The sequence below is a fragment of the Pseudomonadota bacterium genome, assembly GCA_030775045.1.
Taxonomy (GTDB): Bacteria; Pseudomonadota; Alphaproteobacteria; order JALYJY01; family JALYJY01; genus JALYJY01.
The window spans coordinates 1-20,805 of the sequence record JALYJY010000007.1; the positions used below are offsets into that span (position 1 = coordinate 1).

General features: G+C 59.7%; 19 protein-coding genes. 7 read left to right on the top strand and 12 right to left on the bottom strand.

The features are described from left to right. From M3O22_01135 to hemJ, 5 genes are all read right to left on the bottom strand, one after another. Window positions 1-1,393 (bottom strand): nitronate monooxygenase (locus tag M3O22_01135; protein ID MDP9195366.1); only part of this gene is annotated, 1,393 nt, incomplete at its 3' end. 52 nt (window positions 1,394-1,445) lie between these two features. After that, window positions 1,446-1,976: an LPS assembly lipoprotein LptE gene (gene lptE, locus M3O22_01140; protein MDP9195367.1), complete on the bottom strand. Its 531-nt coding sequence runs from the start codon at window positions 1,974-1,976 to the stop codon at window positions 1,446-1,448. A gap of 153 nt (window positions 1,977-2,129) precedes the next feature. Then, complete coding sequence (locus tag M3O22_01145; GenBank protein ID MDP9195368.1) at window positions 2,130-3,242, bottom strand: porin; 1,113 nt, start codon at window positions 3,240-3,242, stop codon at window positions 2,130-2,132. A gap of 203 nt (window positions 3,243-3,445) precedes the next feature. Then, complete coding sequence (locus M3O22_01150; GenBank protein ID MDP9195369.1) at window positions 3,446-3,865, bottom strand: hypothetical protein; 420 nt, start codon at window positions 3,863-3,865, stop codon at window positions 3,446-3,448. 98 nt (window positions 3,866-3,963) lie between these two features. Next, window positions 3,964-4,395 (bottom strand): protoporphyrinogen oxidase HemJ, encoded by a 432-nt coding sequence (hemJ, locus tag M3O22_01155; GenBank protein ID MDP9195370.1) that lies wholly within the window; start codon window positions 4,393-4,395, stop codon window positions 3,964-3,966. A 506-nt stretch (window positions 4,396-4,901) separates the two neighbouring features. Here hemJ and M3O22_01160 point away from each other — a divergent pair. After that, window positions 4,902-5,132, top strand: coding sequence for a hypothetical protein (locus tag M3O22_01160; protein ID MDP9195371.1), 231 nt, complete (start codon window positions 4,902-4,904; stop codon window positions 5,130-5,132). On the opposite strand, the gene M3O22_01165 is transcribed toward M3O22_01160, so the two are convergent. The 4 genes from M3O22_01165 to bcp all read right to left on the bottom strand — a co-directional run bounded on the left by M3O22_01165 (window position 5,107) and on the right by bcp (window position 8,926). After that, window positions 5,107-5,706 carry a histidine phosphatase family protein gene (locus M3O22_01165; GenBank protein ID MDP9195372.1) on the bottom strand — a complete coding sequence of 200 codons (600 nt, stop codon included), beginning with the start codon at window positions 5,704-5,706 and terminating at the stop codon, window positions 5,107-5,109. The two genes, M3O22_01160 and M3O22_01165, sit on opposite strands and share 26 nt — an antisense overlap. Beyond that, a complete protein-coding gene (hemH, locus tag M3O22_01170) occupies window positions 5,703-6,737 on the bottom strand; it encodes a ferrochelatase (protein MDP9195373.1) in 1,035 nt (344 codons plus the stop codon). Before hemH ends, M3O22_01165 begins: the two co-directional genes overlap by 4 nt. Next, entirely contained in the window at window positions 6,734-7,768 is a 1,035-nt protein-coding gene (gene hemE, locus M3O22_01175; protein ID MDP9195374.1) for a uroporphyrinogen decarboxylase, read from the bottom strand. The genes hemH and hemE overlap by 4 nt, the downstream gene beginning before the upstream one ends. A 684-nt stretch (window positions 7,769-8,452) precedes the next feature. After that, window positions 8,453-8,926: a thioredoxin-dependent thiol peroxidase gene (gene bcp, locus M3O22_01180; GenBank protein MDP9195375.1), complete on the bottom strand. Its 474-nt coding sequence runs from the start codon at window positions 8,924-8,926 to the stop codon at window positions 8,453-8,455. 86 nt (window positions 8,927-9,012) lie between these two features. Between bcp and M3O22_01185 the strand changes: the two genes are divergently transcribed. After that, on the top strand, window positions 9,013-12,123 hold the full coding sequence (locus tag M3O22_01185; GenBank protein MDP9195376.1) for a DUF3971 domain-containing protein: 3,111 nt from the start codon (window positions 9,013-9,015) through the stop codon (window positions 12,121-12,123). A 132-nt stretch (window positions 12,124-12,255) separates the two neighbouring features. Here the strand turns inward: M3O22_01185 and M3O22_01190 are convergent, their stop codons facing one another. Further along, the gene (locus tag M3O22_01190) at window positions 12,256-12,765 is read right to left on the bottom strand and encodes a flavin reductase family protein (protein ID MDP9195377.1); all 510 of its coding nucleotides are present in this window, start codon (window positions 12,763-12,765) and stop codon (window positions 12,256-12,258) included. 68 nt (window positions 12,766-12,833) lie between these two features. Here M3O22_01190 and M3O22_01195 point away from each other — a divergent pair, with 68 nt between their 5' ends. The 3 genes from M3O22_01195 to M3O22_01205 are packed head-to-tail and all read left to right on the top strand — an operon-like array spanning window position 12,834 to window position 16,727. Continuing rightward, complete coding sequence (locus tag M3O22_01195; protein MDP9195378.1) at window positions 12,834-13,547, top strand: arginyltransferase; 714 nt, start codon at window positions 12,834-12,836, stop codon at window positions 13,545-13,547. Between the two features lie 57 nt (window positions 13,548-13,604). Beyond that, window positions 13,605-15,845, top strand: a complete 2,241-nt coding sequence (locus tag M3O22_01200) for a hypothetical protein (GenBank protein ID MDP9195379.1) — start codon at window positions 13,605-13,607, stop codon at window positions 15,843-15,845. A gap of 6 nt (window positions 15,846-15,851) precedes the next feature. After that, on the top strand, window positions 15,852-16,727 hold the full coding sequence (locus tag M3O22_01205) for a LysR family transcriptional regulator (protein ID MDP9195380.1): 876 nt from the start codon (window positions 15,852-15,854) through the stop codon (window positions 16,725-16,727). Here the strand turns inward: M3O22_01205 and queG are convergent. Then, on the bottom strand, window positions 16,675-17,712 hold the full coding sequence (gene queG, locus M3O22_01210; protein ID MDP9195381.1) for a tRNA epoxyqueuosine(34) reductase QueG: 1,038 nt from the start codon (window positions 17,710-17,712) through the stop codon (window positions 16,675-16,677). The two genes, M3O22_01205 and queG, sit on opposite strands and share 53 nt — an antisense overlap. Window positions 17,713-17,768: 56 nt before the next feature. Here queG and M3O22_01215 point away from each other — a divergent pair, with 56 nt between their 5' ends. Then, complete coding sequence (locus M3O22_01215) at window positions 17,769-18,227, top strand: tRNA (cytidine(34)-2'-O)-methyltransferase (protein ID MDP9195382.1); 459 nt, start codon at window positions 17,769-17,771, stop codon at window positions 18,225-18,227. On the opposite strand, the gene phaC is transcribed toward M3O22_01215, so the two are convergent. Then, window positions 18,208-19,902 (bottom strand): class I poly(R)-hydroxyalkanoic acid synthase, encoded by a 1,695-nt coding sequence (phaC, locus tag M3O22_01220; GenBank protein MDP9195383.1) that lies wholly within the window; start codon window positions 19,900-19,902, stop codon window positions 18,208-18,210. The two genes, M3O22_01215 and phaC, sit on opposite strands and share 20 nt — an antisense overlap. A gap of 196 nt (window positions 19,903-20,098) precedes the next feature. On the opposite strand from phaC, the gene M3O22_01225 reads away from it, so the two are divergent. Beyond that, window positions 20,099-20,401 (top strand): hypothetical protein, encoded by a 303-nt coding sequence (locus M3O22_01225; GenBank protein ID MDP9195384.1) that lies wholly within the window; start codon window positions 20,099-20,101, stop codon window positions 20,399-20,401. The last annotated feature ends 404 nt before the right edge of the window (window positions 20,402-20,805 follow it).

Below are 20,805 nucleotides of genomic sequence, written 5' to 3' on the forward strand. Positions count from 1 at the left end.
CCCCCGTGCTGATCCTTTCCACCAGCTGTTTTACTGTCGGGATGAAGCCGTTGGCATAGAACGGGTCAGAGGCGAATTTATAGGCATTGTGGCCAGCAAACATCAGCTGGTTGTCCACCTGGTCGGAATGGCTGATGGCCTGCAGGGTTTTCTGGATACAGAAGGACCGGGGATCGGCTTTGCGGCCTGTTGTGCCCTCCTCGTTCTGGGCCCAGTTGGAGAACAGGCACTGGGACAGGCATCCCATACAGTCGACCTGGTCTGTGTGGATCTCCCCGGCTTTTTCCGGACGGACGAAAATGAGGGTATTGTCCGGCGTGCGCAGGGCCTCGGTAAAACCGGCAGCTAGCCACGTGCGGGCATGGACAGCGTCACTGGCGGTCAGCCACACAGGCCGTCCCCGTGGGCCCACGGGAAATTCCTCGGTATGCTCTCCCACAGGATGCAGGGAATAGGCTACCTGACGTTCCGAGCGCTCCCGCAGTTCCTGGATAAAGGGGTTGTTGACGGCTGATGAATAGAAGCCGGTGGGGGAAAAGCGGTTCAGGAAAACATCCCCTTCCTTCAGGGTCACCAGTTTTTTCTTCCAGGCATCGGAGATGGGACTTTCCTGGGTCAGGAGCGGCCGGGTCCCGAACTGGAAGGCCATCGGCCCCAGGTCCGGATTGTCGATCCAGTCGGCCCAGTCGCGCAGATACCAGACACCGCCGGCCATAATGATGGGCGTTTCATGCAGGCCAAAGCTGTTCATCATCTGGCGCAGCGCCAGGACACGGGGAAACGGATCCTCGGGTTTCAGGGGATCCTCGCTGTTGGACAGACCATTGTGCCCGCCGGCCCGCCAGGGATCCTCATACACAACCCCGCCCAGCAGGTCCGCGAATTTATGGTAGGCCCGCAGCCACAGGGCCCTGAAAGCCCGCGCGGATGAGACAATGGGATAGTAATGGACACCGTAATGGGCGCAGATTTCCGCAATCCTGTAGGGCATGCCGGCGCCACAGGTCACACCATTGACCAGACCCCTGGCCCCCTCCAGAACACCGTGGAGGATTCGTTCTGCTGCAGCCATTTCCCACAGTACGTTCATATGGATCCGGCCCTGCCCGTTTGAACGCTCATGGGCAATCCTGGCCTGATGGATCCCGCCCCGGATGGAATGGGCCACCAGTTCCTCATGCCGCTCGCGGCGGGTCTTGCCGTGATATTCCTGGGGGATCAGACGACCCTGGCTGTCATAGCTGTCCGCATTGACGCCGGAAAATGTGCCAATGCCGCCGGCTGCCGCCCAGGCGCCGGAGCTTTCGCCGTTGGATACCGCAATTCCCTTGCCGCCTTCCACCAGCGGCAGAACATAGCGCCCCCCAATTTTCAGGGGCCTCAACGCTTTCACGTAACTACCTCCAGCACAGGATGTGCCTCACCATACCAAAGCACCCGCCCGGTCACATAGTGATTTTCTGCCCGCTGCTCTTTCCGGAAAAATAAAGCGCCAGACGGTTAACAATATCCTGGCCCACATCCCGCAGGGCGCGGTCTTCTGCATCCCTGTCATTGACCAGTGTCCCGTACTGGGACTCCAGGATATTGTAGTTGACAAGGGAACGGCTGGTTCCGGAATCCACAATCACACCCGTAGTGTTATCTGTCAGCTGGTATGCTGCAATCATCCGCAGCTGGGCCCGGGTGGCTGTGTCATCCTTGCGGATCCCCTGACTGGCTGTTGTTGCGGTCAGGGAAACCGTCAGGCGCCAGCGTGAACCGGCGGTACCACTGCCGTGCATGTGATCAACAAGAAAATTTCTCAGCTTCTGGCCCTGCCGATCAGGAATCTGCGCAATCTCTACTGTTTTCAGGGCGTCTTCCACAGCCGGGCCGCCTCCTTGCAACCGGCTGCCATACAGAGGCTGGAAACCACAGGCTGCAGACAGAAGAAGCAATGCGGCCAGAAGGCTGGCAGACAGGGGGTTTTTCATATCATGAATACCAGATCCATAGTGAAAACTTCCATACCATAGCCCGTCGGCATTTTTCGTTCCAGTCTTCTCCTGTCCATAGCCATAAAAGAAAACGGGCGATCCGAAGATCGCCCGTTCCTTGTTCTACAGCTGTCAGGTGACAGCCACAGATCAGAAGGTCATGCGGGTACCCAGCATGAATACCCAACCGTCTTCGTCATCTGTTGTCCCAGCGCCGGCACGGGTCACGTCATCGGCATTGACGAACATCAGATCTGCCTGGGCAACCAGACCGGGAGCAACGGCATAGGTCATGCCGGCGCCGAAGGCATCATAGTCCTCCATGGTGTCGCCAAAGATGTTGGCGCCTTCATCCGCAGACAGCCAGCTGACGCCGACGGCCAGAGGACCGGTTTCGTAGGTCAGACCCAGGTTCCAGCCGTTGGCGTCATCATCGGCACCGTCTGCTACGTTGAACTCGTCGTTGTCAACATAACCGCCGCCGACTGTGAAGCCACCCAAGCTGACCTGTGCACCCAGGCCCCAGGCTGTGAAGTCTTCGATTCCAGAGCCGTCCTTGGCATCAGCCGTAGCAACAGAGCCGCCGATCTTCAGGCCCCAGTTACCGAAGTCGTAGGTGTAGTTGGCAGCAACTTCGATCCAGTCTTCATAGAAATTGGTCGCTGTGGTTGTTTCGGATGTAACAACGTTCTGGCCTTCATCCAGTTCGGGCGTATAGGCGATACCAGCCTGGAAGCCGGAGAAGTTCGGCGTGTAGTATGCAATTTTGGTTGCATTGACGTTATCAACTGCATGTACACCAACCGTACCGGCGAACAGGTAGTCGATATAGCTGGCGCCATCGTCTTTCATCCAGTCGATCTGCCCATAACCCTGGACTGTCGGAGCGCCAACGGCCAGCTTGTGGGAGGGGCCTCTTTCATCGCCCATTTCCACTTTGCCCCAGCTGCCGGCCAGCCAGAGATAGCCCTTGTGGAGGGCGATCATATCGCCACCACCAGCGCCGACAGTGTCTTCTTCGTTTTCGAACTCGATATGGGCGCCGTATTCCAGGCCGTTGTCAGCCTTGGCATCCGCACGGACGAAGATCTGGGCTTCCGTCTGGAAATCACGGTCAGAAGAATCGGTTGTGTCAGCGTCAAAGACACCGGCTGTGAACTCCAGGTGACCGCCTGTGGTGACCTGGATGTTGTTGGCCAGCGCTGCCTGTGAGAACAGGGCGGCGCCAAAGATGGCCGTTGTTGCAAGAAGAACTTTTTTCATCGGTTTTATCTCTCCAGTTTGATACGGCCCGGCAAGAAGACCCGGACCACGTTCGCTGCACACAAAACACCAGACGGAAATCATGCGCAAGAAAAACAACAGGGGCAGGGTTCTGAAACGACCAGTGTGTGTCTATTGTGCAACAGTCCGGAAACCGGATCCGGACGGTTGCACCCTCACATATGGTCCCTTTTTCCGCCTCATTACATAAGGACCAGCGGGAAAATAACGCCCAGCACACCAAGAACCACAGCTGCAAGCCCCAGGGGAGTCTGCCAGGCGATCAGTTTTTCCCGGATTGCGGCACCTTTTCTGGCCGCTTCCGCGTTTTTCGACAGGACGTACTGGACGATCAGGTTGTATCCCAGCAGGAACCCGAGAGCCAGTTCCAGAAGGGCCATACCCAGCAGCAGGAGCCACCAGACGGGCACTACGGACAGGAGGCCGATGCTCAGAACGACAGAAACAAGGCTGAACACACCCCATACGGCGACAACAACACCGATCCAGCCCTGCCAGGGTGTAATCTTGTCAAGAATGGCTGCCGCATCCGGGCGTTTCGACACGATGTATGGATATGAGGCCAGAAGGCCCACCACGATAAGGACAAGACCGTAAAACATTGCTCCCCCTTTTTTCGGTTCAGAAAAGGTTCCCGGACAGCTGCCACGGAAACACCACGTCCAGGCATAGGGCGTGTCCTATGCCTGGTCAAGGCCTTTCAGAAAGGCTTCAGGACAACCAGGAAAACGATCAGGACCATCAGGACTGCCGGAACTTCATTGACAATCCTGTAGAAACGCACGCTGTGGATATTCCGGTTTTCGGCAAAAGCCCGTCGCCAGGAAGCAAAAGCCATATGCAGGGCACTCATCACGACCACCAGAAACAGTTTGGCATGAAACCACCCCTGGTGCAGCCACTCCGGCTGGAGCAGGATCATGGACAGGCCCAGGATCCAGGTGACGATCATGGCCGGATTCATGATAATCCGCAGCAAGCGGCGTTCCATGATCCCGAAGGCTTCTGCAGCCTCTCCCCCCGGCCTTGCGCCAGCATGATAGACAAAAAGCCGTGGCAGATACAGAAGGCCCGCCATCCAGGATATGACAGCAATGACATGCAGGGCCCTGATCCAGGAATACAGATCCATAATTCCCATCCTTTTCCGAAACCAGGAAAATCGAGCATGGCTTCCAGGTTCTGTCAAAGGATATGCACCGGCACAGGAGATGTGTTGATAAAATTTTATGTTTTATATAAACATTCTCTGTGCCCTCTGGTTGGGAGAACCTGTGCCCGTTGAGACGCAGAAAACATCAAGTAGAGGATGAAAAAATGAACACCACTTCGAGAATTTCCCTGCTTCTGGCCGCACTGTCGGCTGTATCCTGCGCAGGTTCCCGTCCGTCATCCCGCTCCTCTCATCAGGAAAATCCCTGTGCAGGGGCTATAAAAAACCTGTCAGCAGGAAGGATCGGGTATGTGTTTCAGGCAGACTCCTCACAGTCCTTATGGAAAAATTTCAATGAAAGAGCCCTCTTTGCAGCCGAGACAGGCTATGAAGGGGGCATCACAAGGGTCTGTGGAAATTCGGGGACTGATTACAGCGGCGCTCTGCAGCGCTGTCATGGTGTTCTGCCTGAACTGAACGGTACCATGACCACAGAATACGTCACCCTTGTGGGAACAGCCACTGCCCCTCCCGCAGGAGAGTCCGCCAGCGACGTGGAAAGCCGTCTGGATTCCATGGAAAGGGCTCTTGAAATCAAGGGGTTCGTCACGGCAGTTCATGATGTTTGCAGCAATATTCCGGAATGGCGGAAAAACTTCAGATGGCTCGACGCCGGTGTACAGGGAGGGTTTAAACCGGACCGCCTGGATCAATAACGCTCTGATCCGGATGCTGCTCCCTGATTTTCCAGGAAATGGCGTCGCCTGTTTCCTGTGCCTTGAAGAAAAACACGGCGCAGTTTGTCACCTTCTCATAGGGTAGGCCAAAGCGGTGCCGCAGGACATTGATCATGCCGCCGTGCCCCACAATCAGGGGTAACGCGGCATCAGCAAAAAGAATGGTCTCCAGCGTTCTGACAATCCGCAGGCCGAAATCCTCAAATGTCTCGCCGCCTGGTGGCTGCAGGACCCAGTCCGGACCGTGACGGGCAATTACAGTCTTGATTTTCTGCCCCTGGCATTCCCCGTAATGCTGTTCGCACAGGCCGGCTTCTTCTGAAACCGGCAGGTCCAGATGCCGGTTGATAATCTGTGCCGTCTCCCGGGCGCGGGAGAGGGTACTGGTAACCAGTCGCTGCGGCGCCGGGTCGAGAGGCGCAAGGGCAGGAACAAGATCCAGAGCCTGTCTCCGGCCCAAGTCTGTCAGCGGCGTATCCATCTGGCCAGAGCGGATCCCGTCCCTGTTGGCCTCGCTTTCCCCGTGCCGCACGAACCAGAAGGATCCGGTCATCTCCTGCCCCATACACAGCCACAGTATTCCGCCGGGCAGAGGCGCTCATCCCCCCGGGGAGAAAGGATGTCCTGCCCGCTTCCAGCCGCCTTTTCCACGAGGTCGGCAAGACCCCGGATGAAATCAGGGTGTGTGCCCGCGGCGGGGACAGCCTCGAACGCAGGAACGCCGCAGTCTGCAGCCAGGCGGCGGAAATCCTCGCCGATTTCTACCAAGGTTTCCGAATGCTCTGACACAAAGGACAGAGGACAGACGACGACGGGCACCCTGTCCCGTCCCGCCCGCCGGATTTCGTCTTCCGTGGAAGGGCCAATCCACTTCAGCGGCCCCACGCGGCTCTGGTAGCAGGACACATAATCCAGGTCCGGAATTCCGAGCCTGTCCACAATGGTCCGGGTCGTCTGTTCACATTGCCACTGGTAGGGATCCCCGTCGCGCACCACTTTTTCCGGCAGGCCGTGGGCCGAGAACAGCACACGGGACCGTTTTCCGGTCTTCTCCAGGGCCGTACGCACCAGATCCGCATTGGCGCTGACAAACCCCTGGTCCATGGGCCAGCAGCACACCAGCGTGGTCCGGGCTGACAGTCCGGCTTTTCGTGCAGCTTCTTTCCATATGCGGAAAGACGATGCCGTGGTGGTGGTGGACCACTGGGGATACAGGGGCAGCAGGACAATCCGGTCCGGTCCGAAATCCTGTACGGCCCGGACTGTCTCATCGGTCAGGGGATGCCAGTAGCGCATGGCGATGAACACCCGGGCGGTCTTTTCCCTGTCGTTAAGAACCTGTTCCAGCACCCTTGCCTGGGCCTGCGTGTTTTCCAGAAGAGGAGATTTCCCCCCCAGCCGGGCGTAGATTTTCAGGGCTTCCGGTGTTCTGCGGCGGGAAATCAGCCAGGCCAAGAACAGGCGCAGCAGTCCCGGAACGCGCAGGATGAACGGATCATGGAACAGGTTGAACAGGAAAGGGCGGACGGATTCCGGACGATCTGGTCCCCCCAGATTGAAAAGAACCACGGCTGTTCTGGTCATGAGCTTCCTGCTCTTGCCCGGACCCGCCTGACCAGACGCTCCACATGCTCTGGCGGTGTGGGGGGCAGGATCCCGTGACCCAGATTGAACACAAAGGGGCCGTGGCCCAGCGTGTCCAGGATGTGGTCCACACCCCTGTCCATGGCCTCGCCCCCGGTCAGCAACAGGACCGGATCCAGATTGCCCTGGACCGGCCAGCGCTTCTGCAGGGTATCCCGGGCCCAGGACAGGGGGACAGCCGGATCCAGACCCAGAGCCGTCACACCGGTCTGCTCCGCATACCGCATGGCCTGGACTCCCGCGCCTTTGGGAAAGCCGATCACAGGAATGTGGGGATGACGCTGACGGACCTTCTGCACAAGGGCCCGGGTTGGTTCAATCACGCACCGGTCGAACAGGTCTTCGGGCAGCGCGCCAGCCCAGGTATCGAAAATCTGGAGGACTTCAGCGCCCGCGTCCACCTGGGCGCACAGATAGTCCGCCGTAGCCTGCACCAGAAGGTCCAGCAGACGGCTGAACCCTGCCGGATCCCGCCAGGCCCAGCCTTTGGCCTCCGCAAAGTCCCGGCTGCCCTGTCCCTCCACCATATAGGTCGCTACGGTCCACGGCGCCCCGGCAAAACCGATCAGGGCTGCGTCCTGCGACAGTCCGGTTTTCACCAGACGGACTGTCTCATACACTGGCGACAGCTTGTCCTGAATCCTGTCCAGGGATAACCTGTCCAGAGCCCGGACAGAGCGGACCGGATCGAGCCTCGGTCCCTCGCCTTCCTCGAATTTCAGGTCCTGCCCCAGCGCGTACGGAACCACCAGGATATCCGAAAACAGGATGGCCGCATCCAGCCCGAACCGCCGGACGGGCTGAAGGGTCACCTCGGCCGCCATCTGCGGATTGAAGCACAGGTTCAGAAATCCGCCTGCCCTGGCACGGATCTTCCGGTATTCGGGAAGATACCGTCCTGCCTGGCGCATCAGCCAGACAGGAGGAACAGAAAGGGTTTCACCACCCAGAACAGACAGAAGGGGTTTCATCCGGTCAGTCCCTTATAACAGAAGACATAGATATAACCTGATTGTAGTATGCAGTTTGTCCTGTGGATAACGGTGATTGTCCTTTGTCCACATTTTTTCCACAGAACTGTCCAGAAGCCGGATACCCTGTGGAAAAGAAAACGCCTGGAACCATAAAACAGCCGGAAGCCATGGTACAGGGCTCACAGGATTGTATGTGGATAAAATCCGGAGAATGAATTTTCCGGAGGATGTGGACAGAAACTGTCCACGGCGGGAAAACCTGTGCCCACTCCGAAAGGGAGCGTGTATGAAAAATTCCGGTTAATCCGGAAGTGAAGGTTATCCACAGGATTCACGGGTTTATAAAACAGCACTGACTGCACGGTAACTGCACTCCAATCCCACCATAACTGCACTGTAATTGCACATTAACTGCACCATAATCCCACCATCGAAATCCTGTGTCTGTCTGGTTTCTGGGGTTTTTCGGGCCTTTAATTGCACCCTTCCGGCAGGAGTGCAGCGGTTAACATTGCGAATCCGTAAACATTCCTTATCATTTCCGGCTGATGTGCTGATCCCTCACCCCATTGCGCGCTTCCCTCTCCCGGCGGGACCTTTGCAAAAGTATGGGTTTCAGGAAAATCCTTGATCCTTCGCCATGGTTCGACAGGCTCACCATGAGACTCAGGATGAGGATTTTCAAAGCCTTTTCAGCCCTCTGACAGCCTCCAGCACCTCGGCGGCGTGATCATCGACCTTCACATTTTTCCACACGCGGTGGATCTTTCCGGTCCTGTCGATCAGGAAGGTGGAGCGGTCGATGCCCATGTACTTTTTGCCGTACATGCTTTTTTCCTTCCAGGCGCCATAGCGTTCGCACGCATCTGATTTTTCATCGGACAGCAGGGGAAAATTCAGGCCATACTTCTCCCTGAATTTTTTGTGGGATGCGGGACTGTCTTTCGAGATGCCCAGGATTTTTGCATCCGCGCCGGAGAAATCCGGAAAGCTGTCGCGAAAGGCGCAGGCTTCGGCCGTGCAGCCGGGCGTGTCATCCTTCGGATAGAAGTACAGGACAACCGCGTTTCCCTTCAGGGAAGACAGTGATATGGTGGTCCCGTCATCGGCAGGAAGGGTGAAATCCGGTGCCGCACTACCCACATCCACAGACATGATCTTTTCTCCCTTTCGACAAACGCAGAAAAGGATAGCCCTGTGACAGAAAAGGTCAATCCTGGACGCAGGGGGCAGGACGGAAGATGATACGCACCAGCCGCCTTTTTCTGCGCATGACCGCGGGGGCATTTACCGTTCTGGGGATTCTTGTGGCCCTGCTGGCTGGCAGGCTGTCCCAAGGGCCTATTTCCATGGAATTCCTGGCGACCCCGATGGAGCAGGCCCTCAACCGGCCGGACGCCCCCTTCCGGATGGAATTCGGAAAAACATTCCTGGCCTGGGATGAGGTCAGCCGTTCCCTGGAAGTCCGCGTCCAGGATTTCCGGACCCGGAAGCCGGACGGTTCTGTCCTGGCCACGATCCCGGCCCTGGGGATCCGGTTTTCAGTCCCGGCCCTGATGCAGGGTCAGTATGTGCCCCAATCCATCAACCTGATCGGCCCCCGCCTTGCCCTTGTGCGCACGGAAGAAGGACAGTTCCGCCTCGATCTGCCATCCGGCGAGAATGCTGCGGCCCCCGAGGGCCGGGCTGCCATGGAGGTTCTTCTGAATTTCCTGTCGCCGGAGCGGAATGCATCGGCCCCTGTCCATATGCTGAAAGAGGTCCGGGTCACGCGGGCCACGGTTGTTGTTGATGACCGCGCGCTGGGCCTGACCTGGAAAACGGACGAGGTCAGCCTGTGGATCGACCGGACAGAAAAAGGCCTGAAGGGCCGGGGCCGGGTGCGCCTGAGGCTTCCGGGTCAGGATACCCTTCTCAACGCGTCCTTTGTCCAGGAGCCGGACACCGGGGTCGTCGCGGTCACGGCCCGTTTCCGGGGCCTGAATGCTGCCAGCCTGGGCCGGCTTTCGGACAGCATGGCTCCCCTGCAGACCCTGAACATGCCTCTGGATGGTTCCCTGACCCTGACCCTGTCACCCCAGATGACCCTGGACAGTGCGACCCTGCAGGTGGATGGACGAAACGGCATCCTGCAGGCCCACAGGGAAGCAGCCCCTGTCCCTGTGGAGTACGCCCTGCTGGAAGTCAGGGCCGCCCAGGCCGGAGAGGTTTCCATCGACAGGTTCCTGCTGGACATGGGATCCTCTGCCCTCCAGGTCCGGGGGGAAGCCACCCGGACAGGGACAGCCTGGCGCGCAGGTCTGGATGTATCCCTCACAGGACTGCCTGTAAAAAACCTGGATTCTGTCTGGCCGGTGGATGTGGCGCCCAATCCCCGCCGGTGGGTGGTGGAAAATCTTGTGGCCGGGGAGGTCCAGAAAGCCTGGGCGGCGGCGAAGATCAGCTTTGCTCCTGCAGACATGGCGGCCACAACCCTTAACTCCCTGACCGGGGAAATCCGCTTTTCGGATGTGACTGCGCGCTATTTCGGAAAACTTCCCCCCGCTGCGGACCTGTCCGGAACGGCACAGTTTGATGCCTCCACATTCAGGGTCACTGTGGCCGGGGGTCGTCTGGAAGGGATGAGGATTGGCCCTTCATCCATCAGGATTACGGGGCTGGACGCAAAAGACCAGGATATCAGGATTGAGGCTCCGGCCCGCGGTCCGCTGGGGGAAGCGCTGCGCATCCTGGATTTCGAGCCTCTGGGATACGCCACGAAATTCGGGATTTCTCCCGCCGCGGCAGGCGGAACGGCGGATATTGTCACCACGTTTTCCTTTCCGCTGCTGGCCGATCTGGACATGGACCAGGTGGGGATAAAGGTGACGGCGGATGTCCGCAATGGAAGTCTGGCGAAGGCGGTAAACGGATGGGACCTGACAGGGGCCCGGATGGACCTGGCGGTGGACGCCACCCGCATGACGGTTTCCGGAACCGCGGCCTTGGCCGGCGTTCCGCTCCAGGCAGAATGGACCGAGGATTTCCGGGACGGAGCTCCCTGGCAGACGGCCCTGAAAGCCTCGGCCCGGCTTTCCGAACGGGACAGGAAAAACCTGGGCGTGGATTTCATGCCGTATATTGCCGGAACGGTTCCGGTCAGGGCCGAGTACCGGAAAAAGGACAGGACCTCGCCCGCTGTCATGGACATCCGGGCGGATCTGGAGGATACGCCGGTGCGGATCCCCTTCCTGGGTTTTTCCGGCCGGGGCGGTGCCGGTGCAAAGGCCACAGCGGGCCTTGTATTCCACAGCAAAGGCCTGTCATCAGTCCGCGACATTGACATCACGCTGGCCGGAATCCGGGCCCGGGGTTCAGCGGAATTTGATGACAGCGGACGGCTGGGCAGGCTGGTCCTGGGCGACATCCGGGGACCGGGCACGGCCATGTCCTTTCGCATGGACCGGAAAGGCCAGGACGGATTTTCTGTAAAGGCCACGGGAAGCCGCCTGAACCTGGGCCCGTTCATGGAAGACCGGAAAAGTACACCGGAAGAAAAAGACGGGGATGAGGAAACGCCTTCTATCCCTCTCGATGTGACTTTGTCCCTGGACGAGATTACCCTTGGCAAGGGGCGCCGGATGACCCAGATCAGCGGTTCCGGATCCCGGAACGGCAATGGGTGGCAGACCATGGAGCTGAACGCCTGGACCGGGGACAGGAAGCCCCTGATTGTCCGCTATGAACCCCGGGGCGATGTGCAGGAGCTGGAGGTGGAAACCTCGGACGCCGGAACAGTCCTGGCCGTTGCGGGAGTTTCGGACAGCATCTCGGGCGGGGTCATGTCGGTCACCGGCCGCAGCCGGCCCGGGGATGTCACCGATACAGTCCGGGGCAGCGTGGAGATCACCGGTTTTGACGTGCGGGATGCTCCCGGCCTGGCAAGGCTTCTGAATGCCTTGTCCTTCCGGGGTCTGGGCGAACTTCTGTCAGGGGGCGGGACACTCCGTTTCGATCGTCTTGCGTCAGATTTCCGCTGGGATGACACCGGCATTACGCTGGCGTCCGGAAAGGCCGCCGGCAGCGCCATCGGCCTGACCTTTGACGGCCGGGTGGATCTTGATGCAGAGATGATAGACCTTCAGGGGACTATTGTTCCTGTCTATGGAATCAACCAGTTTCTGGGGGCTATTCCCATTCTGGGAACCCTTCTGACAGGCGGTGAGGGACAGGGCCTTTTTGCCGCCACCTATACCATCCAGGGGCCTCTGGATGATCCGGATGTTTCCGTCAACCCGCTGTCGGCCCTGGCGCCGGGGTTCCTGCGCAATATCTTCTTTATGGATATCCCGGCAAAGGTGGATTCTCCATAGAACCCGCTGCGGTGAGACGAATGCCAGGAACGAGGAGCGCAAGGCCGGAGCGTACATTGATGTACGTGAGGACCTGAGCACCGCAGTGACGCAGCAGTTGGCCGCCGCAGCGGGTTCTGCGGGGGGCTGTGTTCAGTTTCCGCTGACCGCGCAATACCGGCTGCGAAAATACAGCAGCGGCTTTCCTGCATCGCTGTGGGCAAGGCTGGTGACCCGCCCTGTCAGGATAATATGGTCGCCGCCGTCATATACGGCATGGGGGGTGCATTCCATGTGGGCCAGTCCACCTTCCGGGACAGGGCTTCCCAGCGGGGTAGTCCGGTAGCGGATCCCGGTCCAGGGAGGGTCCGGCCGGGCAAAATGTGTAGACAGATCCTGCTGTGACTCCCGCAGGAAGGTAATGGCAAAAGCCCTGCACCGGCTGAAACTGTCCAGAAGCCGGGTGGTGCGGTCCAGGCAGAACAGGACCAGGGGCGGATCCAGGGACACCGACGTAAAGGAATTGATGGTAATGCCTGCTGGCAGTCCTTCCGGTGACAGGGTCGAGACCACGGCTACCCCTGTGGCGAAACAGCCCATGACCCTGCGGAAGGACAGCGGGTCTGACGGGTCGGCAGTATGCAGGGAATCGGCGGAGGACATGGACCCTTATTGTATTCCAGGCGAACTGGCGCAACAATAGACCTGTTGCAAGGCCTGTGGAAAGTCCCATGACCGCTGAGGCTCCGCAAAAACCGCAGTTCTGGCGCTCCGGCCCCATGGTCTGCCCCTATCTGCCGGACCGGGAGGAACGCCGTCTGGTGACATTCCTTGTGCCGGAGACGGCCAGGAACATGTTCGATACCCTGTCCCGGGCGGGCTTCCGGCGCAGCCACCACATGATGTACCGACCTGTCTGCCCGGCCTGCAGCGCCTGTATCCCCGTGCGCATTCCGGTAGACGGTTTTGTGGCGGGCCGGTCGTGGCGGCGGGTCCTGAAGCGCAATGCGTCCCTGCAGGTTCTGGACAACCCGCCCGTCCCGACGGACGAACAGTACGCCCTGTTCATCCGCTATCAGGCAGCCCGCCACAGGGACAGCGGCATGGCCGGCATGACCCGGACAGACTATGACCAGATGCTCACCCCGGGTCCCGTCCGGACCCGGATCCTGGAAGCCCGGGATGCAGAAGGCATCCTGCGGGGCGTCATGGTTTTCGATTGCCTGCAGGACGGATTTTCAGCCGTCTACAGCTTTTTCGATCCGGACCTGGCGCGCCGCAGCCCGGGGACCTTCCTGATTCTGTCGCTGGTCCTGAAGGCCCGGGCGGAAAACCTGCCTTGTGTTTATCTGGGGTATCAGGTCGACGGTTCCCCGGGCATGGACTACAAAAGCCGCTTCCGGCCCCTGGAAAAACTTGGATTTCAGGGGTGGGAACCTTTTTAGGAAAGTATTAGGAATTGCTATGCTTCTATAGGCTGCAGAAGGTGAGTGGAGGAACCCATGGTTGACATGCAGTATGGCAGGTTTTCTGATCTGTCCCGTGAGGACCGGGAGAAGGCGCGGACTGCGTATGAGGCCGGTGTCCAGGTGTTCAGGGAACTCGGCCGGCGCCGTGGACTGGAATGGACAGGGGACATGGAGCATGCAGCCAGGAGGGAATCACACGAGCGCGTCCAGAAGGAGCTGGACAACCGTGCTGCCCGTGAAAGGGTAAGGCGCGCTGATGAATATATAGCGGGAGAGAGACTCAAGGCCGAAAAGGTTGAGGAAGCGGCCAGCAAGGCAAAAGCCGAAAGGGAAAAGAAACGCTGGGAAAAAACACCATGGCGGAAACCTCAGGAGGATGTTGTCGTTGAGCCCGCTCCTTCTGCACAGAAACAGGATCCTGAACCTGCAAAACCGGCAGGGGAAAAAACACCGGAACCCGATGAACTTGTGGATATGCTCAATAACAACAAGGGCACCCGGGCAGAACAGGATGAAGCAATCAAGGATTTCTGGAGAGGAGTTATTACCAGGACAGATGCGAAAAGAGAAAAGGAAGAACTGGAAGCTGATAAAAAACTCTGGCCTTCCGGAAAGACACCTTCCATATATTCCCGGGATCCGGCTCCTCTCATGCTGCCTTCCGGACTGGAAGATGCTGTAAAGGCTGCGGCGGGAGCGCCGAAGCCGGAACCGGAGCCCCGCGTTACTGAAGAGCCCCGCCTGGCTGCGGCAGAAACCCCCCGGGCGAAGCAGGGACCCCGGATTATCGACGCCAATGAGGCATGGGAGTATAGCAAGAGGGAGGCCCAAAAAAAGTCTCCCGGGGATGAGCCCGTTGACGAGACAACCGTCGATGCCCAGGTGACGCCTGAAGAAGAGGAAAGGACCAGAAAAAGGCGGGAAGCACAATCCGCCGAGGTCCGCAGGCCCATGGGAAAAGTGGAGCGGCGGCATGGGGAGGTCAATCCGGAAACAGGCGCCCGCTGGAAGGAAGATCAGGGCTGGAACGAAAGGGGGTCATGGGATGATTATGAGGCAGAAGGAAAATATAATGCCCATGAAACCCGCAAGAGAACTCCCCGTCCTGCAGCCGAGGCCGCCAGGGGATGGGACGGCGTCGGGCAAGGCCATGCTTCTTCCCGGCCGGCGAATGACCAGCAGGCTGATCCGGGCGCCAGGGATTATGCCCACCTGCAGCGGACGCTGACGACGGCCCTGACAGAATCCATGAGGGCGTCCATGGGTGAGGAGAATGCCAGGAAATATCTCGGCAAGGTCAAATTTGAAAACACCCTGGTTGGGGTTTTTATCACCCTGCCCGGCCGTCCTGCGACGAAAAACGATCCGGGGACACAGCCCACCCAGCTGCACTGCACCGAGAACGGCATCCAGTTCTCGGGACGTCTGGATGACCCGCAGCATGTAAAGGCCGTTGTGGACATGCAGGCTTCCATACTTCAGCCCGGCCATGCCGTGAAAATAACAAGCCAGACCCAGGCAACAGGGGACGCGCTGTGGCTGGAATTCATGAAAAACCCGAAAACACCGGTTCATCCTGAGGGTCCCCACAAACCCTCGATCGAGGTCCAGAGAGCATACGCAGCCTGGGTCGCTGAAGATCCGGGAAGAGCCAGGAAAGTCCAGGACGCACACAACGAGGTCCTGAATCCGGGGAAAAAGAAGCCGGCAGCCGGAGCGCAGAATGCTCCGGATACCACAGCGACGACGACCCAGGCGCCTGTACCGTACGTTCAACAGTATAAGGATCCCGTAACAGGCAGGATCCTGGATTACCATGCCCTGCAGTCTGCCATTGTTTTCGATCTGAAAAACGCTTTCAGGCCGGATTATGGAGCTGAATATGTAACAACTCCGAACGGCATTTCCGTAACACTGCCTGGAACGCCGTCGGTCAGTGTGACCTACAGGGACGGCCAGGCTTTTGTCAAAGGCAACCCGGACCCGGAGCAGATGAAGGCACTGGCCACTGTCATGAAGCATATGACGGATGTGAACGGGCGGATCAGCTTCAGCTGCGCCGATAAGGCTGCGGAGCAGAACGTGTGTCTGGGGCTGATGAGAGCCGGGATAAGGCCCGCCTTTGACTCGCCCGTTCAGCCCGATGCCATAACACAGGCAGTCTATGAGACAACCCGGGAGGGCGCGGAAAGGCTTCGACCGAATGTCCGGAACAACCCTTCCGCTCCGCAAGGCCCGCGGCCACAGCCGCAAAACCAGGGAACTTCAGGCTGATGACGCATGACTGTCTTTGAGGGGTGGGACGACATTCTGGCCGTTGAGGCCTGCGGCGGGGTGGGAAAGGCAGCGCAGAGCCTGGGAATCAGCCAGTCCGCCATGACCCGCCGCCTGCAGGGACTGGAAGAATCCCTGGGGGTGCGGATCCTGGAGAAAAAGGGGCGCACTGTTTCGTTCACACCCGCGGGTGAAGCGCTGCTGCGCCACGCGCGGGCGGCCCGGGGCAGCTGGATGGCTGTCCGGGACCAGATCCGCGACATGGGGTCACAGCTGTCGGCCCCGCGCAGGGTTGTGGTCACGCCCGGCGCCGTCCACGATCTGAACGTGCACATCCTGCCCGGCCTGCCCGACCGGCCCCACTGGTTCCAGGTCATGACGCCGGCCCGCTGCTGGCAGAGCGTGGCCGAGGGCAGTGCGGACGAAGCCTGGGCCCTGATCCCGGAAGAGTATATGCAGGAACTGTCCCGGCTGTATGGCCAGTGCACTCACCACATCCAGGGCCGGGACCAGCTCAGCCCGTTCAGCATTGCTGATGCCGGTACGCCGCGGTTTTCCCTGGGGCATGGGCGCGGCAAGGCCCCTCCTCTTGTCCTCTACACACCCGGCACCCTGACGGGAGAGGCGATCAGGAAAAAACTGAAAGACAGCCGGCTGGACATGACCGGAAAGATCCGGGCCGAGGTGTCTGCCTCGGACCTGGTGCTGGGACTGGTGGCTGCAGGACAGGGTGTGGGCTGGATCCCTGAGCGTCATGTGACGGCTTCTGCCCATGCCCGGACCTGTGTGAAAACGGGCCGGCAGGATTGGCGGATTCCGTTGTGTCTCGTCAGGACAGTGCGGTTTCCAGCCTCTTCACCGCCCAGCGGGCCGCATCGCTGACCACAAAGGCCGGGTCCTCACACAGGCTTTGCGCCACAGGCAGCAGGCTGGCGTCGCCGCTGTTGCCGATAGCGATCAGAACGTTGCGCACGAAGCGGTCCCGCCCGATGCGCTTGACGGGAGAGCCAGAGAATACTTCCCGGAAAGTCGCGTTATCCAGCCAGGCCAGATCGGCCAGCCTGGGGGCTGTCAGCTCAGCCCGCGGGAAAAAGCCCGGTTCCCGCGTCGGTTTTGCGAACTTGTTCCAGGGGCACACGGCCAGGCAGTCATCACAGCCATAGATCCTGTTGCCCATCAGAGGGCGCAGCGCCTCGTCAATCGGACCCTTGTGCTCGATGGTCAGGTAGGAGATGCACCTGCGGGCATCCAGTCTGTAAGGCCCCACAAAGGCTTTCGTCGGGCATACATCCAGGCACGCCTGGCACGAGCCGCACCGGTCCTGCCCGGGCGTGTCAGGCTCCAGCTCCAGCGTCGTATAGATCTCGGACAGGAACAGCCAGGATCCATGCTGTCGCGACACCAGGTTGGTGTGCTTGCCCTGCCAGCCCAGGCCGGCGTTCTGCGCCAGCGGCTTTTCCATGACCGGGGCCGTGTCCACGAACACCTTCACGTCGCATCCGAATTCCCCGTGCATCCAGGACGCCAGCTGCTTCAGGCGGCCCTTGATGATGTCGTGATAGTCACGCCCTTTTGCGTATGTGGAAATGACCCCGTAGTCCGGATGGTCCAGCAGTTTGAGCGGATCACCGGCGGGGGCATAGGACATGCCCAGCGCGATGATGGTTTTCGCCTCGCTCCACAGCGCTTTCGGATCGCCGCGCCGGTCCGCCTTGTCCGCCAGCCAGCCCATATCGCCGTGCCAGCCGCTGGCCAGAAAGGCTGCCAGCCTCTCCCGCACCTCGTCTCCCAGTTCAGCCCGCGCAAACCCTACGGCGTCAAAACCGAGGGACAGGGCCCTGTCACGGATGGCATTGCGGGTGGTCATGGGCCTGCTTGTAGCAGTTTTTGACAGGGCCATGACAGGGTCTGCTACAACGGGCCATGCGCATTGCCCTGTACCAGCCTGATATTCCCCAGAACACCGGCGCTGTCCTGCGCCTTGCGGCCTGTCTGGGGCTGGGGGTGGACATCATCCGCCCCTGTGGTTTTCCGCTGGACGACAGGCGGATCCGTCGGTCGGGCATGGACTATGCGGACCATGTGTCCATGACCCTGCATGATTCCTGGGAAGTCTTTCAGACACAGCGTTCCGGGCGGCTGATCCTGCTGACCACCCGGGGCAGCGTGCCCCATACGGAGTGCCGGTATCAGCCCGATGACATCCTGCTTCTGGGCCGGGAGAGCGTCGGCGTTCCGGAAAATGTCCACGCCATCGCCGACGTGCGCGTGCGCATTCCCATCGCTCCGGGCCTGCGGTCCCTCAACCTGGCCGTTGCGGCGGCCATGGTGACAGGCGAGGCCCTGCGCCAGACGGGTGGTTTCAGTGTGACCGGACCCTGACGTACTGGCCGGGGGCGTCGTCGAGGGCTTTCAGTTTTCCCTTGCCGGGGATACGGGCACGGACCATGTCTCCGCCGAAGGGTTTCAGCCACTCCAGCCAGCCGGGCCACCAGGAACCTTCCCGGAAGGTGGCGTGTTCCAGCCACTTTTCTGGAGAGGGCGGCAGGTCCGTATTTTCCCAGTATCCGTATTTCCCTGAATTCGGCGGGTTCACGATCCCGGCAATGTGGCCTGACATGGCCAGCCGGAAAGTGCAGGGTCCGCTGTACAGCTGTGTAGCCACGTAAGCCGAGATCCAGGGCGCGATGTGGTCTTCCTTCGTCGCCAGGATGAAGGACGGGGACCTGATCCGGCCCAGGTCCATGGGTACGCCGTCCAGGGTGATGCCGCCGGGCCGTGAGAGCAGGTTTTTCTGGTACATGTTGCGCAGGTAAAAACTGTGCATGGCGGCGGGCATGCGGGTGCTGTCGGCGTTCCAGGACAGCAGGTCGAAGGGAAACGGCGCCTTGCCCAGAAGATAGTTGTTCACCACGTACGTCCAGATCAGGTCGTTGGCGCGCAGCATGTTGAAGGTGGACGCCATGGACCCTGCATCCAGATAGCCGGATTTTTTCATGCGCCGCTCCAGCGCTTCCAGCTGGACCTCGTCGATGAAGACGGACAGCTCTCCGGCCTCCTCGAAATCCACCAGGGTGGTCAGGAACGTGGCGCTTTTCACCTGGTCGCCCCGGCCCTTTGCTTCCAGCCACGACAGGGCGCAGGCCAGCAGGGTGCCGCCCAGGCAATAACCCATGACGTTCAGGTCCTTTTCCCCGGTAACTTGCAGGGCCCGGTCCATGGCCTCCAGCGCGCCTTCGGTCAGATAGTCGTCAAAGGTCTTTTTCGCCAGATGCCGGTCCGGATTGACCCAGGAAATGACAAACACCGTGATGCCCTGCTCCACCATGCACTTGATGAACGAATTCTCCGGCCGCATGTCCAGGATATAGTACTTGTTGATCCAGGGCGGGATGACCAGCAGGGGCCGCTGCATGACGGTTTCCGTCGCGGGCGCATACTGGATCAGTTCCATCAGGTCGTTGCGCCAGATCACCTTGCCGGGAGTGACGGCAATATTCTCCCCCAGCCTGAAAGCCTTTTCATCAACTCTGCTGATGCTCAGGCGGCCCTTGCCCCGCTCCAGATCCTTCAGCAGGTTGCGCAGGCCCAGGACCAGGTTTTCTCCGCCGGATTCCAGTGTGGCTCGCAGCACCTCGGGGTTTGTCATGATGAAATTGCTGGGCGACAGGGCATCCATGAACTGGCGCGTATAGAACAGGACCTTTTTTTCCGTCCTGTCGTCCAGCCCTTCCACATTTCTGATCGTGGACATCATCCAGCGGGAGGTGAGCAGGTAGGACTGCTTGATGAAGTCAAAGACTGCACTGTCCTGCCAGGCGGAATCCCGGAATCGCCGGTCATGTTCGTCAGGAATGGCAGCGGGCTGGGCCTCTCCCCCCAGGGCGCGGGCCCAGGTCTTTCCCCACAGGTCCATCCAGCCGGTTCCCAGATCAGCCCAGGCTTTCCACAGATACAGGGGATTTTTCATCATCTGCATGCCAGCTTCGGCGAAAGCAGAGCCAATGTCGGCGATTTCTGCCCGGCCCAGGGGCATGTCGGCCTGCTGGTGCTTCATGAAAGCCTTCATGATATCGGGCGAGTGGCGGGCGAAATGCTCAAGGGTTCTGGCCCATGCGGCTGCATCCTCGCCTGAGATGAACGGCCTGCCCTGTTGCCTGTCGCTGGTCATGATCGCCTTTTTCTTCCAGAATATGCCGGGTTCCGATCCGTCCGGACTGGCGGTGAGGCGTTACCCAGAAGGAGGCAGGCCCATGAGACGCATGGCTCTTGTTGTTGCGGGACTCCTGCTGCTGTCGGCCTGTGCAGGGGGGGAAACGGTCTGGCCGAACCTGGCCACGGTTCCCGAAAGGCCAAAGGAATTTTCCACGCCGGAAGATCGTCAGGCGCTGAAGGAACGTCTTGAAAGAGACCGCCAGGAAGCCGGTGGTATCAGCACAGAGCTGTCACCCCCGGTGGAGGGAGAAGCGCCGGCTGCGGATCCTGACGCACCGCCGGTTCCATCACAGGGTCCTCCACTGCCCCCGTCCGATCCGGGGTCTTGGGAAATGTGGTGATTCCGGGGGCAGAAGCTGGTGCATTCGTAACGGGAGAAAGTGTCCGGGATAGCAGAGCAGACGTTTTCTTCTCAGACAGAGTTCCTGAAGTCAGCCACTTTGGTCGGGACGTCGGTCTCTCCGCAAACACAAACCGGGACGGATCAGCGTCTTTCAGCTTTCCCGTCACTCTTCCCGGACCGCTCCGGACAGGATAAGCTCCCCCCTTCACGTGTCTGACAATCTTCTCGCCCAGATCCATGGGTATTGGCTTCCCTATCCTGTCGGGCCTCCTTGAAATCCGGCCCTGTCTTGATCATATCCGCGCAGTCTGGTGAATCCTCTTTCGCCTGAAATGATCTGGAAGATTTTCTGAAAACAAAGGTCCTGCGCGACCAGAATGACCAGATCAGGACAAAGACTCC